At 58.9% G+C, this 18,152-nt stretch carries 17 protein-coding genes; 8 read left to right on the top strand and 9 right to left on the bottom strand.

The genetic code is table 11. The features are described 5' to 3' along the window. Nucleotides 1-38 precede the first annotated feature (38 nt). The 7 genes from ispC to rpsB form a co-directional block, all read right to left on the bottom strand. Complete coding sequence (gene ispC, locus CCX46_RS05760) at nucleotides 39-1,229, bottom strand: 1-deoxy-D-xylulose-5-phosphate reductoisomerase (protein WP_127926010.1); 1,191 nt, start codon at nucleotides 1,227-1,229, stop codon at nucleotides 39-41. Further along, nucleotides 1,226-2,032 (bottom strand): phosphatidate cytidylyltransferase, encoded by an 807-nt coding sequence (locus CCX46_RS05755; protein WP_127926009.1) that lies wholly within the window; start codon nucleotides 2,030-2,032, stop codon nucleotides 1,226-1,228. Before CCX46_RS05755 ends, ispC begins: the two co-directional genes overlap by 4 nt. Then, on the bottom strand, nucleotides 2,032-2,787 hold the full coding sequence (uppS, locus tag CCX46_RS05750) for a polyprenyl diphosphate synthase (RefSeq protein WP_127926008.1): 756 nt from the start codon (nucleotides 2,785-2,787) through the stop codon (nucleotides 2,032-2,034). The genes CCX46_RS05755 and uppS overlap by 1 nt, the downstream gene beginning before the upstream one ends. A 14-nt stretch (nucleotides 2,788-2,801) precedes the next feature. Then, complete coding sequence (gene frr / locus CCX46_RS05745; RefSeq protein ID WP_007908855.1) at nucleotides 2,802-3,359, bottom strand: ribosome recycling factor; 558 nt, start codon at nucleotides 3,357-3,359, stop codon at nucleotides 2,802-2,804. Then, the gene (pyrH, locus tag CCX46_RS05740) at nucleotides 3,356-4,099 is read right to left on the bottom strand and encodes a UMP kinase (protein WP_003222124.1); all 744 of its coding nucleotides are present in this window, start codon (nucleotides 4,097-4,099) and stop codon (nucleotides 3,356-3,358) included. Before pyrH ends, frr begins: the two co-directional genes overlap by 4 nt. Nucleotides 4,100-4,307: 208 nt before the next feature. Further along, nucleotides 4,308-5,171: a translation elongation factor Ts gene (gene tsf, locus CCX46_RS05735; RefSeq protein ID WP_127926007.1), complete on the bottom strand. Its 864-nt coding sequence runs from the start codon at nucleotides 5,169-5,171 to the stop codon at nucleotides 4,308-4,310. 190 nt (nucleotides 5,172-5,361) lie between these two features. Beyond that, nucleotides 5,362-6,099, bottom strand: coding sequence for a 30S ribosomal protein S2 (gene rpsB / locus CCX46_RS05730; RefSeq protein ID WP_003222119.1), 738 nt, complete (start codon nucleotides 6,097-6,099; stop codon nucleotides 5,362-5,364). 373 nt (nucleotides 6,100-6,472) lie between these two features. Here rpsB and map point away from each other — a divergent pair, with 373 nt between their 5' ends. From map to CCX46_RS05710, 4 genes are all read left to right on the top strand, one after another. Continuing rightward, nucleotides 6,473-7,255 carry a type I methionyl aminopeptidase gene (gene map, locus CCX46_RS05725; RefSeq protein ID WP_127926006.1) on the top strand — a complete coding sequence of 261 codons (783 nt, stop codon included), beginning with the start codon at nucleotides 6,473-6,475 and terminating at the stop codon, nucleotides 7,253-7,255. Between the two features lie 41 nt (nucleotides 7,256-7,296). Next, nucleotides 7,297-9,999, top strand: coding sequence for a [protein-PII] uridylyltransferase (locus tag CCX46_RS05720; RefSeq protein ID WP_116028744.1), 2,703 nt, complete (start codon nucleotides 7,297-7,299; stop codon nucleotides 9,997-9,999). Between the two features lie 43 nt (nucleotides 10,000-10,042). Next, nucleotides 10,043-11,242 (top strand): succinyldiaminopimelate transaminase, encoded by a 1,200-nt coding sequence (gene dapC, locus CCX46_RS05715; RefSeq protein WP_127926005.1) that lies wholly within the window; start codon nucleotides 10,043-10,045, stop codon nucleotides 11,240-11,242. 187 nt (nucleotides 11,243-11,429) lie between these two features. Further along, nucleotides 11,430-12,137, top strand: coding sequence for a M12 family metallopeptidase (locus tag CCX46_RS05710; protein WP_127926004.1), 708 nt, complete (start codon nucleotides 11,430-11,432; stop codon nucleotides 12,135-12,137). Here CCX46_RS05710 and CCX46_RS05705 read toward each other — a convergent pair. After that, a complete protein-coding gene (locus CCX46_RS05705; protein WP_127926003.1) occupies nucleotides 12,130-13,761 on the bottom strand; it encodes a Na+/H+ antiporter in 1,632 nt (543 codons plus the stop codon). The two genes, CCX46_RS05710 and CCX46_RS05705, sit on opposite strands and share 8 nt — an antisense overlap. A gap of 294 nt (nucleotides 13,762-14,055) precedes the next feature. Here CCX46_RS05705 and CCX46_RS05695 point away from each other — a divergent pair, with 294 nt between their 5' ends. The 4 genes from CCX46_RS05695 (at nucleotide 14,056) to CCX46_RS05680 (ending at nucleotide 17,200) form a co-directional block, all read left to right on the top strand. Then, nucleotides 14,056-14,418, top strand: a complete 363-nt coding sequence (locus tag CCX46_RS05695; RefSeq protein WP_003222107.1) for an ArsC family reductase — start codon at nucleotides 14,056-14,058, stop codon at nucleotides 14,416-14,418. A 33-nt stretch (nucleotides 14,419-14,451) separates the two neighbouring features. Further along, the gene (gene dapD / locus CCX46_RS05690; protein WP_127926001.1) at nucleotides 14,452-15,486 is read left to right on the top strand and encodes a 2,3,4,5-tetrahydropyridine-2,6-dicarboxylate N-succinyltransferase; all 1,035 of its coding nucleotides are present in this window, start codon (nucleotides 14,452-14,454) and stop codon (nucleotides 15,484-15,486) included. Between the two features lie 107 nt (nucleotides 15,487-15,593). Next, nucleotides 15,594-16,799 carry an aminotransferase class V-fold PLP-dependent enzyme gene (locus CCX46_RS05685; protein WP_127926000.1) on the top strand — a complete coding sequence of 402 codons (1,206 nt, stop codon included), beginning with the start codon at nucleotides 15,594-15,596 and terminating at the stop codon, nucleotides 16,797-16,799. After that, nucleotides 16,796-17,200 carry a SufE family protein gene (locus CCX46_RS05680; protein ID WP_127925999.1) on the top strand — a complete coding sequence of 135 codons (405 nt, stop codon included), beginning with the start codon at nucleotides 16,796-16,798 and terminating at the stop codon, nucleotides 17,198-17,200. The genes CCX46_RS05685 and CCX46_RS05680 overlap by 4 nt, the downstream gene beginning before the upstream one ends. A 119-nt stretch (nucleotides 17,201-17,319) precedes the next feature. Here CCX46_RS05680 and tcdA read toward each other — a convergent pair whose 3' ends face one another. After that, complete coding sequence (gene tcdA, locus CCX46_RS05675) at nucleotides 17,320-18,138, bottom strand: tRNA cyclic N6-threonylcarbamoyladenosine(37) synthase TcdA (protein ID WP_127925998.1); 819 nt, start codon at nucleotides 18,136-18,138, stop codon at nucleotides 17,320-17,322. Nucleotides 18,139-18,152: the final 14 nt, after the last annotated feature.

Raw genomic sequence — 18,152 nt, 5'->3', positions numbered from 1 at the left:
CCTGTTCAGTGTCGCGTGTAGCCATTGTGTTGCAAATTCTATCGATCGTGACGCTTCAACCATTGCTCAGCCAGAGCTCGCGCCTTGGCATCAGCCGTAAACACGGCATCGAGATCTGTCAGTGCAACGACCGGCTCGAGGCTCAAGACCTCCTCGATGATACTCGCGATTTCCAGGTAACGGACCCGTCCGTCGAGAAACGCTGCCACCGCCACTTCGTTGGCCGCATTGAGCATCGCCGGTGCACTGTTGCCAGCCTCGGCAGCTTGCCGTGCCAGACGCAGACAAGGGAAGCGCTCTTCATCCGGCGCTTCGAAGTCCAGACGCGCGACAGCAAACAGATCCAGCGGTGCCACGCCCGAATCAATGCGTTCCGGCCAGGCCAGGGCGTTGGCGATCGGCGTACGCATGTCGGGATTACCCAACTGCGCCAGCACCGAGCCATCGACATAATCGACCAGCGAGTGAATGACGCTCTGCGGGTGAATCACTACCTCGACCTGCGACGGCTTGGCATCAAACAACCAACAGGCCTCGATCAGCTCGAGCCCCTTATTCATCATGCTGGCCGAATCGACCGAAATCTTGCGCCCCATGGACCAGTTCGGGTGCGCACACGCCTGGTCAGGTGAAACATGCGCCAACTCACTCATCGGCGTCTGTCGGAACGGGCCGCCAGAGGCTGTGAGCAAAATCCGACGAACACCCACCGAGCTCAATCCACGGGCAAAATCCTGTGGCATGCACTGGAAAATCGCGTTGTGCTCACTGTCGATCGGCAACAACACCGAACCGCTCTTGCGCACCGCCTGCATGAACAAGGCGCCGGACATCACCAGCGCCTCTTTATTGGCCAGGAGAATCTTCTTGCCAGCTTCGACAGCCGCCAGGGTCGGACGCAAACCTGCTGCACCGACGATCGCAGCCATCACCGCATCGACTTCCGGAGCAGCAGCGACCTGGCACAGGCCCTCCTCCCCCACCAGCACACGGGTCGGCAAACCGGCGGCACGCAAATCGTCCTGCAAGCCACGCGCGGCAGCAGCCTCGGGAACCACAGCAAATTGCGGCACGTGGCGCACGCACAAGGCGAAAAGCTCACTGAGGCGCGTGAAACCACTCAACGCGAACACCTGATAACGCTCAGGATGTCGGGCAATGACATCCAGCGTGCTCAGACCGATCGAGCCCGTCGCACCGAGAACGGTAATCTGTTGAGGACGACTCACGGTGCCGCCATCCACAGCAGCACTGCAAACACCGGGACTGCCGCTGTCAGACTGTCGATACGATCAAGCACCCCACCATGACCGGGCAGCAGATTACTGCTGTCCTTGATGCCGGACTGACGCTTGAACATGCTTTCGGTCAGGTCGCCGACAACGGAGATGAAGACGATCAGCGCAGCGCCAATCAAGCCTTTAAGCAGCTCGGCGACGGTCCAGTCACGCACGAGACCGACAATCGCTGTAATCAGCAAACTCAGCGCCAGACCACCGTAGACGCCTTCCCAGCTTTTACCCGGACTGACTTGCGGGGCCAGCTTGCGCTTGCCGAATTTTCGACCAGAGAAATAGGCACCGATATCGGCGCCCCAAACCAGCACCATCACCGCCATGATCAGCCAGTTACCCAGCGGGTACTGCTTGATCTGTACCAGACCTTGCCAGGCCGGCAGCAGAATCAGCAGGCCGATCACCAGTTTGGTGGCCGCCGTGGACCAGCGCTCGCTCGAACGCGGATACGTCAGCACCAGGTACGTTGCCACTGCCCACCACAACACCGAAGCGCCCAACACCCAAGGGGCGAGGCCCGGCAGCACGTACATGACGAACAACATCAGCGCAACGACAGCGGCATAGCCGACACGGAACGACTGTGCGGCGAAGCCAGCCAGACGCGCCCACTCCCAAGCCCCCAGGCTCACGACCAGACCGATGAACAGCGCAAAACCGGAACCTTCCAGCAGGAAAAACCCGCACAAGGCAATCGGCAGCAGGATCAGCGCAGTGATGATTCGTTGTTTAAGCATTAAACCCGGGCTCCAGCTTCGATCTGTTCGCTCGTTTTACCGAAGCGACGCTGACGCGAAGCGAAATCGGCCAGCGCAGTACGCATGGCATCGTGTTTGAAGTCCGGCCAGAACAGGTCGGAGAAGTACAACTCGGCATAGGCCAGTTGCCACAGCAGGAAGTTGCTGATGCGATGCTCGCCACCGGTGCGGATGCACAAGTCGGGCAATGGCAGATCGCCGGTCGCCAGACAGGTTTGCAGCAGATCCGGGGTGATGTCTTCCGGACGCAGGTGTCCGGCCTGAACTTCACGCGCCAGACGCTGAGCCGCTTGGGCGATATCCCACTGACCGCCGTAATTGGCGGCGATCTGCAGAATGAAGCGGTTGGAGCCGGCGGTCATGGCCTCGGCTTCGCGCATCGCCGCCTGAAGCTCAGGGTGGAAGCGCGAACGATCGCCAATGATGCGCAGGCTGATGTTGTTGTCGTTGAGGCGCTTGGCCTCTCGACGCAATGCCTTGAAGAACAGATCCATCAAGGCACTGACTTCATCGGCCGGGCGCTGCCAGTTCTCACTGGAAAACGCGAACAGGGTGAGCACTTCGACCTTGGCCTCAGCACACACCTCGATCACGGCACGCACAGCATCCACGCCCGCTTTATGCCCGGCGACACCCGGCATAAAGCGTTTTTTCGCCCAGCGATTGTTGCCATCCATGATGATCGCGACATGGCGCGGCACCGCGGACGGCGCAGTCTGCTTGGTCTTGTCCATTAAAAGCTCGAACCTTATACGGCCATCAGATCCGCTTCTTTTTGCTTGGTAGCCGTGTCGATATCAGCTTCAGCCTTGTCGGTGAGTTTCTGAATATCGGCAGCGGCACGACGCTCTTCGTCTTCGCTGATTTCTTTGTCCTTGACCAGTTTCTTCAGCTCGCCCAAGGCGTCACGACGAATGTTGCGCACGGCAACACGCGCGTCTTCGGCGGCACTGCGCGCCTGCTTGGTGAAGCCCTTGCGGGTTTCTTCAGTCAGGGCAGGCATGGAGATCAGCAACAATTCGCCCAGGTTGGTCGGATTGAGGTTCAGGCCAGCGCTCTGGATTGCCTTGTCGACCGCTGCGAGCATGTTGCGCTCGAAGGCGACGACTTGCAGGGTGCGCGAGTCTTTTACAGTGATGTTGGCCACTTGAGTGATGGAGGTGTCCGCGCCGTAGTACGGCACCATCACGCTACCCAGAATGCTTGGGTGAGCCTTGCCGGTACGAATCTGACCAAAAGCGTGAGCCAGAGAGTCCAGGGATTTCTGCATGCGCTCTTGAGCGTCTTTCTTGATTTCGTTGATCATTGTTGACCTTCCTCGATCAGGGTGCCTTCAGCGCCGCCATGGACGATGTTCAGCAGGGCACCGGGCTTGTTCATGTTGAATACGCGCAACGGCATCTTGTGGTCGCGGCACAGGCAGATAGCGGTCAGATCCATCACGCCCAGCTTGCGATCCAGTACTTCATCATAAGTCAGATGATCGAACTTCTCGGCATGCGGGTCTTTGAACGGGTCAGCGGTGTAGACGCCATCGACCTTGGTCGCTTTCAGCACGACGTCGGCATCGATTTCGATTGCGCGCAGGCAGGCTGCCGAATCCGTGGTGAAGAACGGGTTGCCGGTACCGGCAGCGAAGATCACGACGTCTTTGGAGTTCAGGTGACGCATGGCTTTGCGGCGATCGTAGTGATCGGTCACACCCACCATGGAAATCGCCGACATCACGATGGCCGAGATGTTGGCACGTTCCAGCGCATCGCGCATGGCCAGAGCGTTCATCACAGTGGCCAGCATGCCCATGTGGTCGCCTGTAACCCGATCCATACCGGCTTTGCTCAAGGCTTCGCCGCGGAACAGGTTGCCACCGCCGATCACCAGACCGACCTGTACGCCGATACCGACCAGCTGGCCGACTTCCAGCGCCATGCGATCCAGCACTTTTGGATCGATCCCGAACTCTTCCGAGCCCATCAGGGCCTCGCCGCTAAGCTTGAGTAGAATGCGTTTATAGCGAGCCTGATAACCACTGCCCTGCTGAGCCATTGCGAATCTCTCCTGCGGCGTATTTAAAATTCTTTGCGAGCTGTTTACAGCTGGCGTTCACTCTAGCTTGGCGCTGCTTCAGCGCCATCGGAACATGGCTTTGTAAGTCAGTTCCAAGTGGAAACCAATAAAAATTGGCAACCCCATCTGAAAAGAGGCTGCGCGCGTAAGCGGGCAGCCTCTTTCGGGCGACAGTTGAAAAACCGTCTTATTGCTTGGCGGCAGCCAGCTGGGCAGCAACTTCTTCAGCGAAGTTGTCGACCGGCTTCTCGATGCCTTCGCCTACTTTGTAGTAAGTGAAGGAAACGATTTCAGCACCGGCTTTCTTGGCCAGTTCGCCAACCTTGATTTCAGGGTTCTTGACGAACGCCTGCTCAACCAGGCTCGCTTCAGCCAGGAACTTGCTGATACGGCCTTTGACCATATTTTCAACAATGTTTTCTGGCTTGCCTTTGATTTTTTCTTCGTTCAGCTGCAGGAACACAGCTTTTTCGCGCTCGATCGCTTCAGCCGAAACTTCCGATGGCAGCAGGAACTCAGGGTTGCTTGCCGCTACGTGCATCGCGATGTCTTTGGCCAGCTCGACGTCACCGCCTTTCAGAGCCACAACAACGCCGATCTTGTTGCCGTGCAGGTACGAACCTACAACGTCACCTTCGATACGGGCCAGACGACGGATGTTGACGTTCTCGCCTACTTTGGCAACCAGTGCTTCACGAGCGGCTTCTTGCGAAGCGATCAGTGGAGCAGCGTCGGTCAGCTTGTCAGCGAAAGCTTTTTCAACGCTGACAGCAACGAAGTTCTTGAAGTCGTCTTGCAGAGCCAGGAAGTCGGTCTGCGAGTTCACTTCCAGGATAACGGCAGCTTTACCGTCGTCCTTGATTGCGATTGCGCCTTCAGCGGCAACGTTGCCAGCCTTCTTCGCAGCCTTGATCGCGCCCGAAGCACGCATGTCATCAATGGCTTTTTCGATGTCGCCGTCAGCCTTTTCCAGGGCTTTCTTGCAGTCCATCATGCCTTCGCCGGTACGCTCGCGCAGTTCTTTAACCAACGCTGCAGTAATTGCTGCCATTTTCAAATTCCTCTTGGATAGGTTTTCAACCATTCCACCCGATCGAACGGGCGTTCAATTCTTCCCGAACCACCCTTGTTAGCTGCCGCACATTACAAACAGTGCCGTGGGCGCCGACAAATGGTTTTCGAGGTGGCAAAAAGGGGGCCAAGCCCCCTTTTTGCTTACTGAGTCAACGCCAGGGCGTCAATTACTCAGCTGCAGCCTGAGTTTCTTCAGCTGCGAATTCAACAGTACCGCCAGCAACATTGTTGCGACCACGGATAACTGCGTCAGCCATCGAACCCATGTACAGCTGGATAGCGCGGATTGCGTCATCGTTGCCTGGGATGATGTAGTCAACGCCTTCCGGGCTGCTGTTGGTGTCGACAACGCCGATTACCGGGATGCCCAGCTTGTTGGCTTCGGTGATCGCGATGCGCTCGTGGTCAACGTCGATCACGAACAGTGCGTCAGGCAGACCGCCCATGTCCTTGATGCCGCCCAGCGAACGATCCAGCTTTTCCAGGTCACGGGAGCGCATCAGCGCTTCTTTCTTGGTCAGCTTGGCGAAAGTACCGTCTTCGGCTTGAACTTCAAGGTCACGCAGACGCTTGATCGAAGCACGAATGGTTTTGAAGTTGGTCAGCATGCCGCCCAACCAGCGGTGATCGACGTACGGCGAACCGCAACGTGCTGCTTCTTCAGCAACGATCTTGCCAGCGGAACGCTTGGTGCCGACGAACAGAATCTTGTTTTTGCCCTGTGCCAGACGCTCTACGAAAGTCAGAGCTTCGTTGAACATTGGCAGGGTTTTTTCAAGGTTGATGATGTGAATCTTGTTACGCGCGCCGAAAATGTACTTACCCATTTTCGGATTCCAGTAACGGGTTTGGTGACCGAAGTGCACACCGGCCTTCAGCATATCGCGCATATTGACTTGGGACATGATAGTTCCTTAATAAGTCGGGTTTGGCCTCCACGTATCCCAATGACCAACCAGTGGCATAAAGCCAAAAGCACCCAGGTCATCGTGTCGACACGTGTGTGGATTTAAGCTTTTCGGGGTATCCCCGGAAAGCGGCGCATTTTATACCACAGGGTGCGCAGAAACGGAACCCGGAATCTGTATTCGCACCAAGGACATGGGCGCAGCCCCCTTGGAATCGGCCCCGAACGCACCATTGTATAGAGAGAAGCGATGCACGCGGGCGCTGAATTGCGCCGTGCGTCTGTTAGAATCGCGTTTTTCAGGGTCGCAAAACGATCACCTGCCGCCCTATTCGTATCAGCAAGCGCCGCCGAGCGCAGAGAGAGCCTGTATGACCGTCAACCTCAAAACCCCCGAGGACATCGCTGGCATGCGTGTCGCCGGCAAACTGGCCGCCGATGTGCTGGAAATGATTGCCGAACATGTCAAACCGGGCGTCACCACCGATGAGCTGAACCAGATCTGCCACGACTACATCGTCAATGTGCAGCAAGCCATCCCTGCCCCGCTCAATTACAAGGGTTATCCGAAGTCGATCTGCACTTCGATCAACCACGTGGTCTGCCACGGCATCCCGAATGAAAAGCCGCTGAAAAACGGCGACACCCTGAACATTGACGTGACCGTGATCAAGGACGGTTACCACGGCGATACCAGCCGCATGTTCCATGTCGGCGAAGTACCCGTCTGGGCCGAACGCCTGTCGCAGATCACCCAGGAATGCATGTACAAGGCGATCGAGATCGTCAAACCCGGCTGCCGCCTCGGCGACATCGGCGAAGTCATTCAGAAGCACGCCGAGAAGAACGGCTTCTCGGTGGTTCGCGAGTTCTGCGGTCATGGCATCGGCAAGGTTTTCCACGAAGAGCCGCAGATCCTCCACTACGGCCGCGCCGGCACCGGCATGGAACTGAAGGCCGGCATGACCTTCACCATCGAGCCGATGATCAACCAGGGCAAGGCCGACACCAAAGTACTGGGTGACGGCTGGACCGCGATCACCAAGGATCGCAAGCTGTCAGCACAGTGGGAACACACCCTGCTGGTGACCGACACTGGCTACGAGATCTTCACCCTGCGCGCCGACGACACCATCCCGCGCATCTCGGCCTGATCCACACAACGCTCCCAGCCTTATAGAAGGAATGCCAATCGATGCCGCAGGTGGATCCCGAACTCTTCGACCGCGGTCAGTTCCAGGCCGAACTGGCTCTCAAAGCGAGTCCTATCGCGGCGTTCAAGAAGGCGATCCGCCAGGCTCGCGAGGTGCTCGACACGCGTTTTCGCCAGGGTCGCGACATTCGCCGGCTGATCGAAGACCGTGCCTGGTTCGTCGACAACATCCTGCAAAAGGCCTGGGAGCAGTTCAACTGGAGTGAAGACGCCGACATCGCACTGGTCGCGGTCGGCGGTTATGGTCGCGGTGAGCTGCACCCTTATTCCGATATCGATCTGCTGATCCTGCTGGACAGCGCCGATCACGAGGTCTTCCGCGACTCCATCGAGCGTTTTCTGACGCTGTTGTGGGACATTGGCCTGGAAGTCGGTCAGAGCGTGCGCTCGGTCGATGAATGCGCCGAAGAGGCCCGCGCCGACCTGACCGTGGTCACCAACCTGATGGAAAGCCGCACCATCTGCGGCCCCGAGCGTCTGCGCCAACGCATGCTCGACGTCACCAGCACCGCACACATGTGGCCGGCCAAGGAGTTCTTCCTGGCCAAGCGTGCCGAACAAAAAGCCCGCCACCACAAATACAACGACACCGAATACAACCTGGAACCCAACGTCAAAGGCTCGCCCGGCGGACTGCGGGATATTCAGACGATTCTCTGGGTTGCGCGTCGCCAATACGGCACCCTGAACCTGCGCGCCCTCGCCGGCGAAGGTTTCCTGGTCGAGAGTGAAAACGCCCTGCTCGCCTCCTCTCAGGAATTTCTCTGGAAGGTTCGCTACGCCCTGCACATGCTCGCCGGCCGCTCCGAAGACCGCTTGCTGTTCGACCACCAGCGCACCATCGCCGGACTACTGGGTTTTGAAGGCGACGACGCCAAACAGGCCGTCGAAAACTTCATGCAACAGTATTTCCGCGTAGTGATGAGCATCGCCCAGCTCAGCGACCTGATCATCCAGCATTTCGAGGAAGTGATCCTCGCGCCGGAAGACGAAGCGCCGCCGCAGCCGATCAACTCGCGCTTCCAGCTCCACGACGGCTATATCGAGGCACGCAACGACAACGTGTTCCGCCGCACGCCGTTCGCCATGCTGGAGATTTTCGTGCTGATGGCTCAGCAGCCAGAAATCAAAGGCGTGCGCGCCGACACCATTCGTCTGCTGCGCGAGCACCGTCACCTGATCGACGACAACTTCCGCAACGATATTCGCAACACCAGCCTGTTCATTGAACTGTTCAAGTGCAAGATCGGCATCCACCGCAACCTGCGCCGGATGAACCGTTACGGCATTCTCGGGCGTTATCTGCCGGAGTTCGGTTTTATCGTCGGGCAGATGCAGCACGATCTGTTTCACATCTACACGGTCGATGCGCACACGCTGAACCTGATCAAGCACCTGCGCAAATTGCAGTACACCCAGGTCTCGGAGAAATTCCCGCTGGCCGCCAAGCTGATGGCCAAGCTGCCCAAGCCCGAACTGATCTACATGGCGGGCCTGTACCACGACATCGGTAAAGGCCGGCATGGCGATCACTCGGAGATCGGCGCGGTCGATGCCGAGGCGTTCTGCCAGCGCCATCAGTTGCCGGTGTGGGACAGCCGCCTGATCGTCTGGCTGGTGCAGAACCATCTGGTGATGTCGACCACCGCTCAGCGCAAGGATTTGTCCGACCCGCAAGTGATCCACGACTTTGCCCTGGCTGTCGGCGATGAAACCCGTCTCGACTATCTCTACGTGCTGACCGTGGCCGACATCAACGCGACCAACCCGACGCTGTGGAACTCGTGGCGCGCCAGCCTGTTGCGTCAGCTCTACACCGAGACCAAACGCGCGCTGCGTCGCGGCTTGGAAAACCCGGTGGATCGCGAAGAGCAGATCCGCCAGACCCAAAGCGCCGCACTGGATATTCTGGTGCGCGGCGGCACCGATCCGGACGATGTCGAGCAGTTGTGGGCGCAGTTGGGCGATGACTATTTCCTGCGCCATACCGCCGGTGACGTGGCCTGGCACAGCGACGCGATCCTCCAGCAACCCGTCGATGGCGGGCCGCTGGTGCTGATCAAGGAAACCACCCAACGCGAGTTCGAGGGTGGCACGCAGATCTTCATTTATGCACCGGACCAGCATGATTTCTTCGCGGTGACCGTGGCCGCCATGGATCAGCTCAACCTGAACATTCACGACGCCCGGGTCATCACCTCGAGCAGCCAGTTCACCCTCGACACCTACATCGTGCTCGATAACGAAGGCGAATCCATCGGCGACAACCCGACGCGGGTCAAACAGATCCGCGAAGGCCTGACCGAAGCCCTGCGCAATCCCGACGATTACCCGACGATCATTCAACGCCGGGTGCCGCGCCAGCTCAAGCATTTCGCCTTTGCGCCGCAGGTAACCATTCATAACGACGCGCAACGTCCGGTGACCGTACTGGAACTGACCGCGCCTGATCGCCCGGGCCTGCTGGCGCGGATCGGCGGGATTTTCCTCGAGTTCGACCTGTCGCTGCAAAACGCCAAGATTGCGACCCTGGGCGAGCGCGTGGAAGACGTGTTCTTCATCACCGACGCGCACAACCAACCGTTGTCCGACCCGTTGCTGTGCAGCCGTTTGCAGGATGCGATCGTTGAGCAACTGAGCGTCAATCAGGAACCCGATATCAAACTGTCGCGCATCAGTATCTGATGGCGCCCCGGATTCAAATGGCTTTGCGAGAGACCCTGCCCCAATGAACAATGCTCTGAACCAGCTCCAGCCGTACCCGTTCGAAAAGCTCCGCGCCCTGCTCGGCACCGTGACCCCGAACCCGGACAAACGCCCGATCGCTCTGTCGATCGGCGAGCCGAAACACCGTTCGCCAAGCTTTGTCGCCGAGGCTCTGGCCAACAGTCTGGATCAGATGGCCGTGTACCCGACCACCCTCGGTATCCCCGCCCTGCGCGAAGCCATCGCCGGCTGGTGCGAGCGTCGTTTCGGCGTGCCAAGCGGCTGGATCGATCCGGCGCGCAACGTGCTGCCGGTCAATGGCACCCGTGAAGCCCTGTTCGCGTTCACCCAGACTGTGGTCAACCGTGGCGACGACGCACTGGTGGTCAGCCCGAATCCGTTCTATCAAATCTACGAAGGCGCCGCATTCCTTGCCGGTGCCAAGCCGCATTACCTGCCGTGCCTCGATGAGAACGGCTTCAATCCGGATTTCGATGCTGTTTCGCCGGACATCTGGAAACGCTGCCAGATCCTCTTCCTCTGCTCGCCAGGCAACCCGACGGGGGCACTGATCCCGGTCGACACCCTGAAAAAGCTGATCGCTTTGGCCGACGAGTACGACTTCGTGATCGCCGCCGACGAGTGCTACAGCGAGTTGTACTTCGATGAGCAAACCCCGCCGCCGGGCCTGCTCACTGCGTGTGCCGAACTGGGCCGCAAGGACTTCAAGCGTTGCGTGGTGTTCCACAGCCTGTCCAAGCGCTCCAACCTGCCGGGCCTGCGCTCGGGTTTTGTTGCCGGCGATGCCGACATTCTCAAAGGCTTCCTGCTGTATCGCACCTACCACGGCTGCGCGATGCCGGTACAAACGCAACTGGCCAGCGTTGCTGCGTGGAACGACGAAGTGCATGTGCGCGCCAACCGTGCGCTGTATCGCGAAAAATTCGATGCGGTGCTGGAAATCCTCAGCCCGGTGATGGACGTGCAGCGCCCGGATGGCAGTTTCTATCTGTGGCCGAACGTGCAAGGCGACGACGCCGCGTTCTGCCGCGATCTGTTCGAGCAGGAGCACGTGACCGTGGTGCCAGGTTCTTACCTGTCCCGTGACGTCGATGGCGTCAACCCGGGGGCTGGCCGCGTGCGCATGGCGCTGGTTGCACCATTGGCAGAGTGCGTAGAAGCGGCGGAGCGAATTCGCGCGTTTGCAACGCGACAAAAGTAAACATCACATGCCCGCGCCAGGCAATCTGGCGCGCAGGCTCGATTGCAGGTTACATATCCAATTATTTCTCGTCTTCCTGCCTTTACCCGGCAAAGTTAGTCTTTAAGTCGCAGCGACTTTGACAACACTTTTTAAATGCCAGGTTCAGTGCACTTACCGACAAGTCATAAAAATATGGATATTAACCATGCAAAATTACCATTACGTAAAAATACTAAAACCCAGGCTGGATGCAGATAACCTGTATTCACCGGCACGCACCAAACGCTCAGTGGCTTACTCGGAAAAGTTCTGGAAAAACGCCAGCACTGTCAGTTTTTCGTTCATGCGCGCGCTCCCTGAGGAAATGAAATACCGCGTTGAACGTTGCATTCGACAATGGGAACCCTTTGTCAGCCTTGCCTTCGAACGGGTTGAGGATGGCCCCGGCCAGATTCGTATCGATCTGGAGGGCTCCGGCAATTATTCGGCACTAGGGACGAATGCCCTGACGATCGCATCCGACGAACCTACGTTAGTAGTCACAGAACGATCAGATACACCATCCTTCGAAATCTCACTGATTCATGAATTTGGCCATGCGCTGGGCTTCCATCACGCTCACCTTCATCCCGATGCGAACATTCCATGGGATAAAGATGCCGTATACCAATATTTCGTCGAAGTCGTCGGCTGGGAAAAAGATGAGGTCGATTTGAATCTCTTTGATCTCGACACGACCGGCGGGCTTGTTCTGGGCAACTACGACAAGCACTCCATCATGCACTACCCGATTCAATCTTTTTTGACTACCAACAACTTCGAGATCCCCATCAATAAACACATCAGTGAAGGCGACAAGCAATTAGCGAGAATAGCTTATCCGCCCATCAACTATCAGGATGTGTCTATTTGACCTGCCCCAGATTGGCTTCACTCAGGTCAAGATCAGCCAACACCTCTCTCAGGACGTCATCACCGATCTGGTGATGACGACTGAGGCTATAGAGTTCCAGACGCTGTGCCCTGAGCGCCTTCAAGCGCAGGCGTCGCTCGAGCAGATCCATCTGGAACGCCAAGGCCTGAGCTTCGGCGGAATCGTTGAAGACATCGAGTTGATGGCGATACTCGGACATGATCCGTGCCTTCAGCTCGGCCGACAGCGCGGCTTGAGCAGCGTCCTGCGGAGACGTTTCTTCTGTTTCCAGCGCATGAATCGCCGCTTCCGCAGTTTTGCGCCAGGCATCGCGCACTTCCTGGCGCCGTTTGTCGTCCGGGCTCTTTTCGATCCCGCGCAACAACAGCGGCAGAGCGATACACGCCGATATCAGCGACAGCAGAATCACCCCGGCAGCAATGAAGATCAGCAGATCACGCTCGGGGAACACGTCCGCCCCCATCAACATCGGCACCGACATCACACCCGCCAGTGTCACCGCACCTCGCACCCCTCCGACAGTCAGCAACCAACAGGAGCGCGCGGTCGGCACTTGTGTCAGCTCGCCCTTGCCGCGCAAACGTCGCAGCAACACCGACAAGCGCCAGATACTCTGCACCCAGATAAACCGCAGCAACACCAGCGCGAGGAAAATCGCCACGACATCAAGGCAGCGATAGAACAGCGTCGGCCACAAGGTCGGCTCGTGGCTGACCACGGCTTTGATGATGTCGGGCAATTGCAGGCCGAGCAGCAGGAAGATCAGACCGTTGAAGGCGAATTCCAACAGCGACCAGACGCTGCGATTGAGCAAGCGGGTGCTGGTCTGTCGTGGCAGCAGATCGAGCCAGCTCTGCATCATCCCCGCCGCTACCGCCGAGAGAATGCCTGAGACGCCGAGGCGTTCGGCCAACACATAAGCGGCGAACGGCAACAGCAACATGAACACCACGTGAGTGGCCGGATCGTCCCAGCCACGGGCGATCATCCACGCCCGCCAGCGCCCGACCAGCCAGCTCAATGCCACCCCGACCGCCAGTCCGCCGAGCGCCACCACGACAAAGGTCAGGCTGGCGTTGGTCAGCGAGAACACGCCCGTGATGGCCGCCACCAGGGCGAACTTGAAGGTCACCAGACCCGAGGCATCGTTCATCAGCGCCTCGCCCTGCAATATATGCATCAGCGGGGTCGGCAAGCGGTTTTGTGAAATGGCCGACACCGCCACGGCGTCGGTGGGCGACAAAACCGCCGCGAGGGCAAAGGCTACCGGTAACGGAATTGACGGCAATAACCAATGAATGAAGTAGCCGGCGCCGACCACGGTGAACAGCACCAGCCCGACTGCCAGGGTCAGGATCGGTCCGCGCAAGTGCCAGAACTCGCGCTTGGGCATGCGCCAGCCGTCGGAGAACAACAATGGCGGCAGGAACAGAAACAGGAACAATTCGGGATCAAGGGCCACGTGCAGACCGAGGGTCGGCCAGGCGAGCAAGGCGCCAGCGGCGATTTGCACCAGAGGCAGCGGCAGCGGGATGACCCGTCCGACCAGACGCGAAACGCTGACCAGCATCAGCAGGATCAGGACGGTATAAGCAGTTTGCATAAAGCGGAAATCTCAGACAATCGACAGCGTTGAACTGCCATATTAGCCGCTTAGGCTGTGTCTGACCGTTGCACCTATGTCGCACTGCCCGATTGCAGTCCCTTGTGGGAGCGAGCCTGCTCGCGAATGCGGTCATTCATCGAACAGAGATATTGACTGACACGAGCACTTCGCGAGCAAGCTCGCTCCCACAGGGTTTTGCATTGCCAAATCGACCTGAGGCGCCGCGAACCGGTTTGGTCATGGCATAATCCGACACCATTTTTCTCCAGCACCTGTAAAGGGGGCAATTCCTTGACCGTTTCAAGTAAAACGTTGCACCTTTTCGGCATCAAAGCCTGCGACACCATGAAGAAGGCGCGCACCTGGCTCGATGAACACGCTGTCAGCTACGACTTTCACGATTACAAAACCGCCGGCATCGACCGTGAACACCTGACCCAATGGTGTGACGAACACGGCTGGCAAACGGTGTTGAACCGCGCAGGCACGACCTTTCGCAAACTCGACGACGAACGCAAAGCCGATCTCGACCAGTCGAAAGCCATCGAACTGATGCTCGCTCAACCCTCGATGATCAAGCGCCCGGTGCTCGATCTCGGTGACCGAACCCTGATTGGCTTCAAGCCAGATATCTACGCGGCCGCTCTGAAGTAAGCAGCCCGTCACTCTTTGTAGAGGTGTATTTACATGTCCAATTCCCTGTTCAGCATCGCTTTTGGTGTCGGCACTCAGAACCGTCAAGGCGCGTGGCTGGAAGTGTTCTACGCACAGCCACTGCTCAACCCTTCGGCCGAACTGGTCGCGGCAGTTGCGCCAATCCTCGGTTACACCGAAGGCAACCAGGCCATCACTTTCACCACCGCCCAGGCTGCACAACTGGCTGAAGCCGTGAAAGGCATCGACGCCGTGCAAGGCAAGCTGCTGACCCGTCTGGCTGAAAGCCACAAGCCGCTGGTCGCCACCCTGCTGGCCGAAGACGCACAGCTGACCTCGACGCCTGAGGCGTATCTGAAGCTGCACCTGCTGTCGCACCGTCTGGTCAAGCCACACGGCGTGAGCCTGGCCGGTATTTTCCCGCTGCTGCCAAACGTAGCGTGGACCAGCCAGGGTGCAATCGACCTGAGCGAACTGGCGGAAATGCAACTGGAAGCCCGCCTGCGTGGCGAGCTGCTGGAAGTGTTCTCGGTGGACAAGTTCCCGAAAATGACCGACTACGTGGTTCCGGCTGGCGTGCGTATCGCTGACGCGGCACGTCTGCGTCTGGGCGCTTACGTCGGTGAAGGCACCACCGTGATGCACGAAGGTTTCATCAACTTCAACGCAGGCACCGAAGGCCCGGGCATGATCGAAGGCCGCGTTTCCGCTGGCGTGTTCGTCGGCAAGGGTTCGGACCTGGGCGGCGGTTGCTCGACCATGGGCACCCTGTCGGGCGGCGGCAACATCGTGATCAAGGTTGGCGAAGGCTGCCTGATCGGCGCCAACGCCGGTATCGGTTTCCCGTTGGGTGACCGCAACACCGTTGAGTCGGGCCTGTACGTGACCGCTGGCACCAAGGTTGCCCTGCTCGACGAAAACAACAACCTGGTCAAGGTTGTGAAGGCGCGTGATCTGGCCGGTCAGACTGATCTGCTGTTCCGTCGCAATTCGGAAACCGGTGCTGTGGAATGCAAGACCCACAAATCGGCGATCGAACTGAACGAAGCGCTGCACGCTCACAACTAAGCAGCACATTGATAACCTGTGGGAGCGAGCCTGCTCGCGAAGCTTTTAGCGTCCTCAAGGACGCCTTCGCGAGCAGGCTCGCTCCCACAGGGTCAGGCGTATACCACATGATGATTCCCTCCCCGTGGCGTGCCGATTTTCCGGCCATCGCCGCGCTGCAACGGCAAGACCAGACCTATCTGGACAACGCCGCCACCACGCAAAAACCACAAGCCCTGCTCGACGCACTGACGCATTACTACGCCAATGGCGCAGCCAATGTGCATCGTGCGCAACACCTGCCCGGCGCTCACGCGACGCAGGCGTTCGAGGACAGTCGGCTCAAGGTCGCCCAGTGGCTGAATGCCGGTGACAGCGGGCAGATCATCTTTACCCACGGCGCCACCAGTGCGCTGAATCTCCTGGCTTATGGCCTGGAACATCTTTTCCACCCGGGCGATGAAATTGTCATCAGCGCCCTGGAGCATCACGCCAACCTGCTGCCGTGGCAGCAACTGGCGCAACGTCGCAACCTGAAACTGGTGATCCTGCCGCTGGATGCCGACGGTCTGATCGACCTTGCTGCCGCGGTACATTTGATCGGCCCGCGCACGCGCTTGCTGGCAGTCAGTCAGTTGTCCAACGTGCTCGGTGCATGGCAGCCATTGCCGGCCTTGCTGGGCATGGCCAAGGCGCAGAACGCGCTCACTGTAGTCGATGGCGCGCAAGGCGTGGTCCATGGCCGGCATGACGTGCAGGCGCTGGGTTGCGACTTCTATGTGTTTTCCAGCCACAAACTGTATGGCCCCGATGGCCTCGGCGTATTGTTCGGGCGCAACGCAGCACTTGAGCAACTGAAACCATGGCAGTTCGGTGGCGAGATGGTCCTGGAAGCCAACTATCACGACGCGCGTTTCCGCCCTGCGCCGCTGGGTTTTGAAGCGGGCACGCCGCCGATTGCCAGTGTGATCGGCCTCGGCGCAACGCTCGATTATCTGGCGGGCCTGGATCAGGACGCGGTGTCGGCCCATGAAGCGGCGCTGCATGACTATTTGCTGCGCGGCCTCGCAGCGCGTAACGGCATTCGATTGCTCGGCAAGCCGCAATTGGCGTTGGCGAGTTTTGTCGTCGAGGGTGTGCATAACGCTGATCTGGCGCACTTGCTGACCGAGCAAGGGATTGCCGTGCGCGCCGGGCATCACTGCGCGATGCCGCTGCTGAAAAGCTTCGAACTGGCTGGCGCGATTCGGGTGTCGCTGGCGCTGTACAACGATTCCGAGGATCTGGAGCGCTTCTTTGAAGCGCTGGATCAGGCGCTGGAGTTGTTGCGATGAGTTTGCCGGTCGCGGCTGCTGAAGCGCTGCACATTTTTCAGAACGCAGCCGGCTGGGAACAGCGGGCGCGGTTGCTGATGCAGTTTGGTGATCGTCTGCCGCCGTTGAGTGACGCCGACAAGTGCGATGCCAACCGAGTGCATGGCTGTGAGAGTCAGGTGTGGCTGGTTGGGGCGTTGCACGACGGTCACTGGCAGTTCAGCGCCAGCAGCGATGCGCGGATGATTCGCGGGTTGGTGGCGTTGTTGCTGTTACGGGTTAACGGGTTGTCGGCGGCTGAATTGCAGCAGGTTGATTTGCCGGACTGGTTCAATCAGCTAGGCCTTTCGCGTCAGCTATCGCCATCGCGCAGCAATGGCCTCAATGCCGTGCTCCAGCGGATGAATGAGCTGGCTCGCTGACTGATCGTTCCCACGCTCTGCGTGGGAATGCCTCAACGGACGCTCCGCGTTCGGCTCTGGATGGGACGCGGAGCGTCCCGGGCTGCATTACCACGCGGAGCGTGGGAACGATCAACCGGTCAGGCGTCAGATTTGACCCGGTCAGCCGGACGCCGAACACCCGCGACAATCTTGTCCACTGCCTTGGTCGCCGCGACCATGCCGAACGTTGCCGTGACCATCATCACCGCGCCAAACCCACCGGCGCAGTCGAGCTTCACGCCATCGCCGACAAAACTCTTCTGCAGACAAATGCTGCCATCCGGTTTCGGATAACGCAGTTGCTCCGTGGAAAACACACACGGCACGCTGTAATGCCGGGTCACGGTGCGCGAAAAACCGTAATCGCGACGCAACGTCGAGCGCACTTTCGACGCCAACGGGTCGTTGAACGTGCGGTTGAGGTCGCAGACCTGAATCAGCGTCGGATCAATCTGCCCACCCGCACCACCCGTGGTGATGATCTGGATCTTGCGGCGCTTGCACCAAGCGATCAGCGCAGCCTTGGCGTTGACCGCGTCGATGCAGTCGATCACGCAATCAATGTTCGGCGTGATGTATTCAGCCATGGTCTCGCGAGTAACGAAATCCGCCACGGCGTGCACGGTGCAATCCGGGTTGATCCCGCGCAGACGCTCGGCCATCACCTCGACCTTGGGTTTGCCGACGGTGCTGTCCAGTGCGTGCAACTGGCGGTTGGCGTTGCTGACGCAGACGTCATCGAGGTCGAACAGCGAAATCTCGCCGACGCCACAGCGGGCCATGGCTTCCGCCGCCCAGGAACCGACGCCACCGACGCCGACAATCGCCACATGGGCCGCGCGCAGGCGCTCCAGGCCTTCAATGCCATACAAACGGGCGATGCCTGCAAACCGCGGATCTTCTGTACTCATGACCATTACCCCAAAAACCG

The organism is Pseudomonas sp. RU47 (assembly GCF_004011755.1).
Classification (GTDB): domain Bacteria; phylum Pseudomonadota; class Gammaproteobacteria; order Pseudomonadales; family Pseudomonadaceae; genus Aquipseudomonas.
The sequence above is the reverse complement of the archived record's forward strand: the minus strand, read 5'-3'. Positions and strand labels throughout refer to the sequence as shown.

Coding starts and splice junctions, on each gene's coding strand:
- tsf (WP_127926007.1), bottom strand. CDS start 5,171: ATGGCAGCAATTACTGCAGCGTTGGTTAAAGAACTGCGCGAGCGTACC.
- dapC (WP_127926005.1), top strand. CDS start 10,043: ATGAACAATGCTCTGAACCAGCTCCAGCCGTACCCGTTCGAAAAGCTC.
- dapD (WP_127926001.1), top strand. CDS start 14,452: ATGTCCAATTCCCTGTTCAGCATCGCTTTTGGTGTCGGCACTCAGAAC.
- CCX46_RS05680 (WP_127925999.1), top strand. CDS start 16,796: ATGAGTTTGCCGGTCGCGGCTGCTGAAGCGCTGCACATTTTTCAGAAC.
- pyrH (WP_003222124.1), bottom strand. CDS start 4,099: ATGGCTCAGCAGGGCAGTGGTTATCAGGCTCGCTATAAACGCATTCTA.
- CCX46_RS05755 (WP_127926009.1), bottom strand. CDS start 2,032: ATGCTTAAACAACGAATCATCACTGCGCTGATCCTGCTGCCGATTGCC.
- CCX46_RS05720 (WP_116028744.1), top strand. CDS start 7,297: ATGCCGCAGGTGGATCCCGAACTCTTCGACCGCGGTCAGTTCCAGGCC.
- CCX46_RS05710 (WP_127926004.1), top strand. CDS start 11,430: ATGCAAAATTACCATTACGTAAAAATACTAAAACCCAGGCTGGATGCA.
- uppS (WP_127926008.1), bottom strand. CDS start 2,787: ATGGACAAGACCAAGCAGACTGCGCCGTCCGCGGTGCCGCGCCATGTC.
- rpsB (WP_003222119.1), bottom strand. CDS start 6,099: ATGTCCCAAGTCAATATGCGCGATATGCTGAAGGCCGGTGTGCACTTC.
- frr (WP_007908855.1), bottom strand. CDS start 3,359: ATGATCAACGAAATCAAGAAAGACGCTCAAGAGCGCATGCAGAAATCC.
- CCX46_RS05705 (WP_127926003.1), bottom strand. CDS start 13,761: ATGCAAACTGCTTATACCGTCCTGATCCTGCTGATGCTGGTCAGCGTT.
- CCX46_RS05685 (WP_127926000.1), top strand. CDS start 15,594: ATGATGATTCCCTCCCCGTGGCGTGCCGATTTTCCGGCCATCGCCGCG.
- tcdA (WP_127925998.1), bottom strand. CDS start 18,138: ATGGTCATGAGTACAGAAGATCCGCGGTTTGCAGGCATCGCCCGTTTG.
- map (WP_127926006.1), top strand. CDS start 6,473: ATGACCGTCAACCTCAAAACCCCCGAGGACATCGCTGGCATGCGTGTC.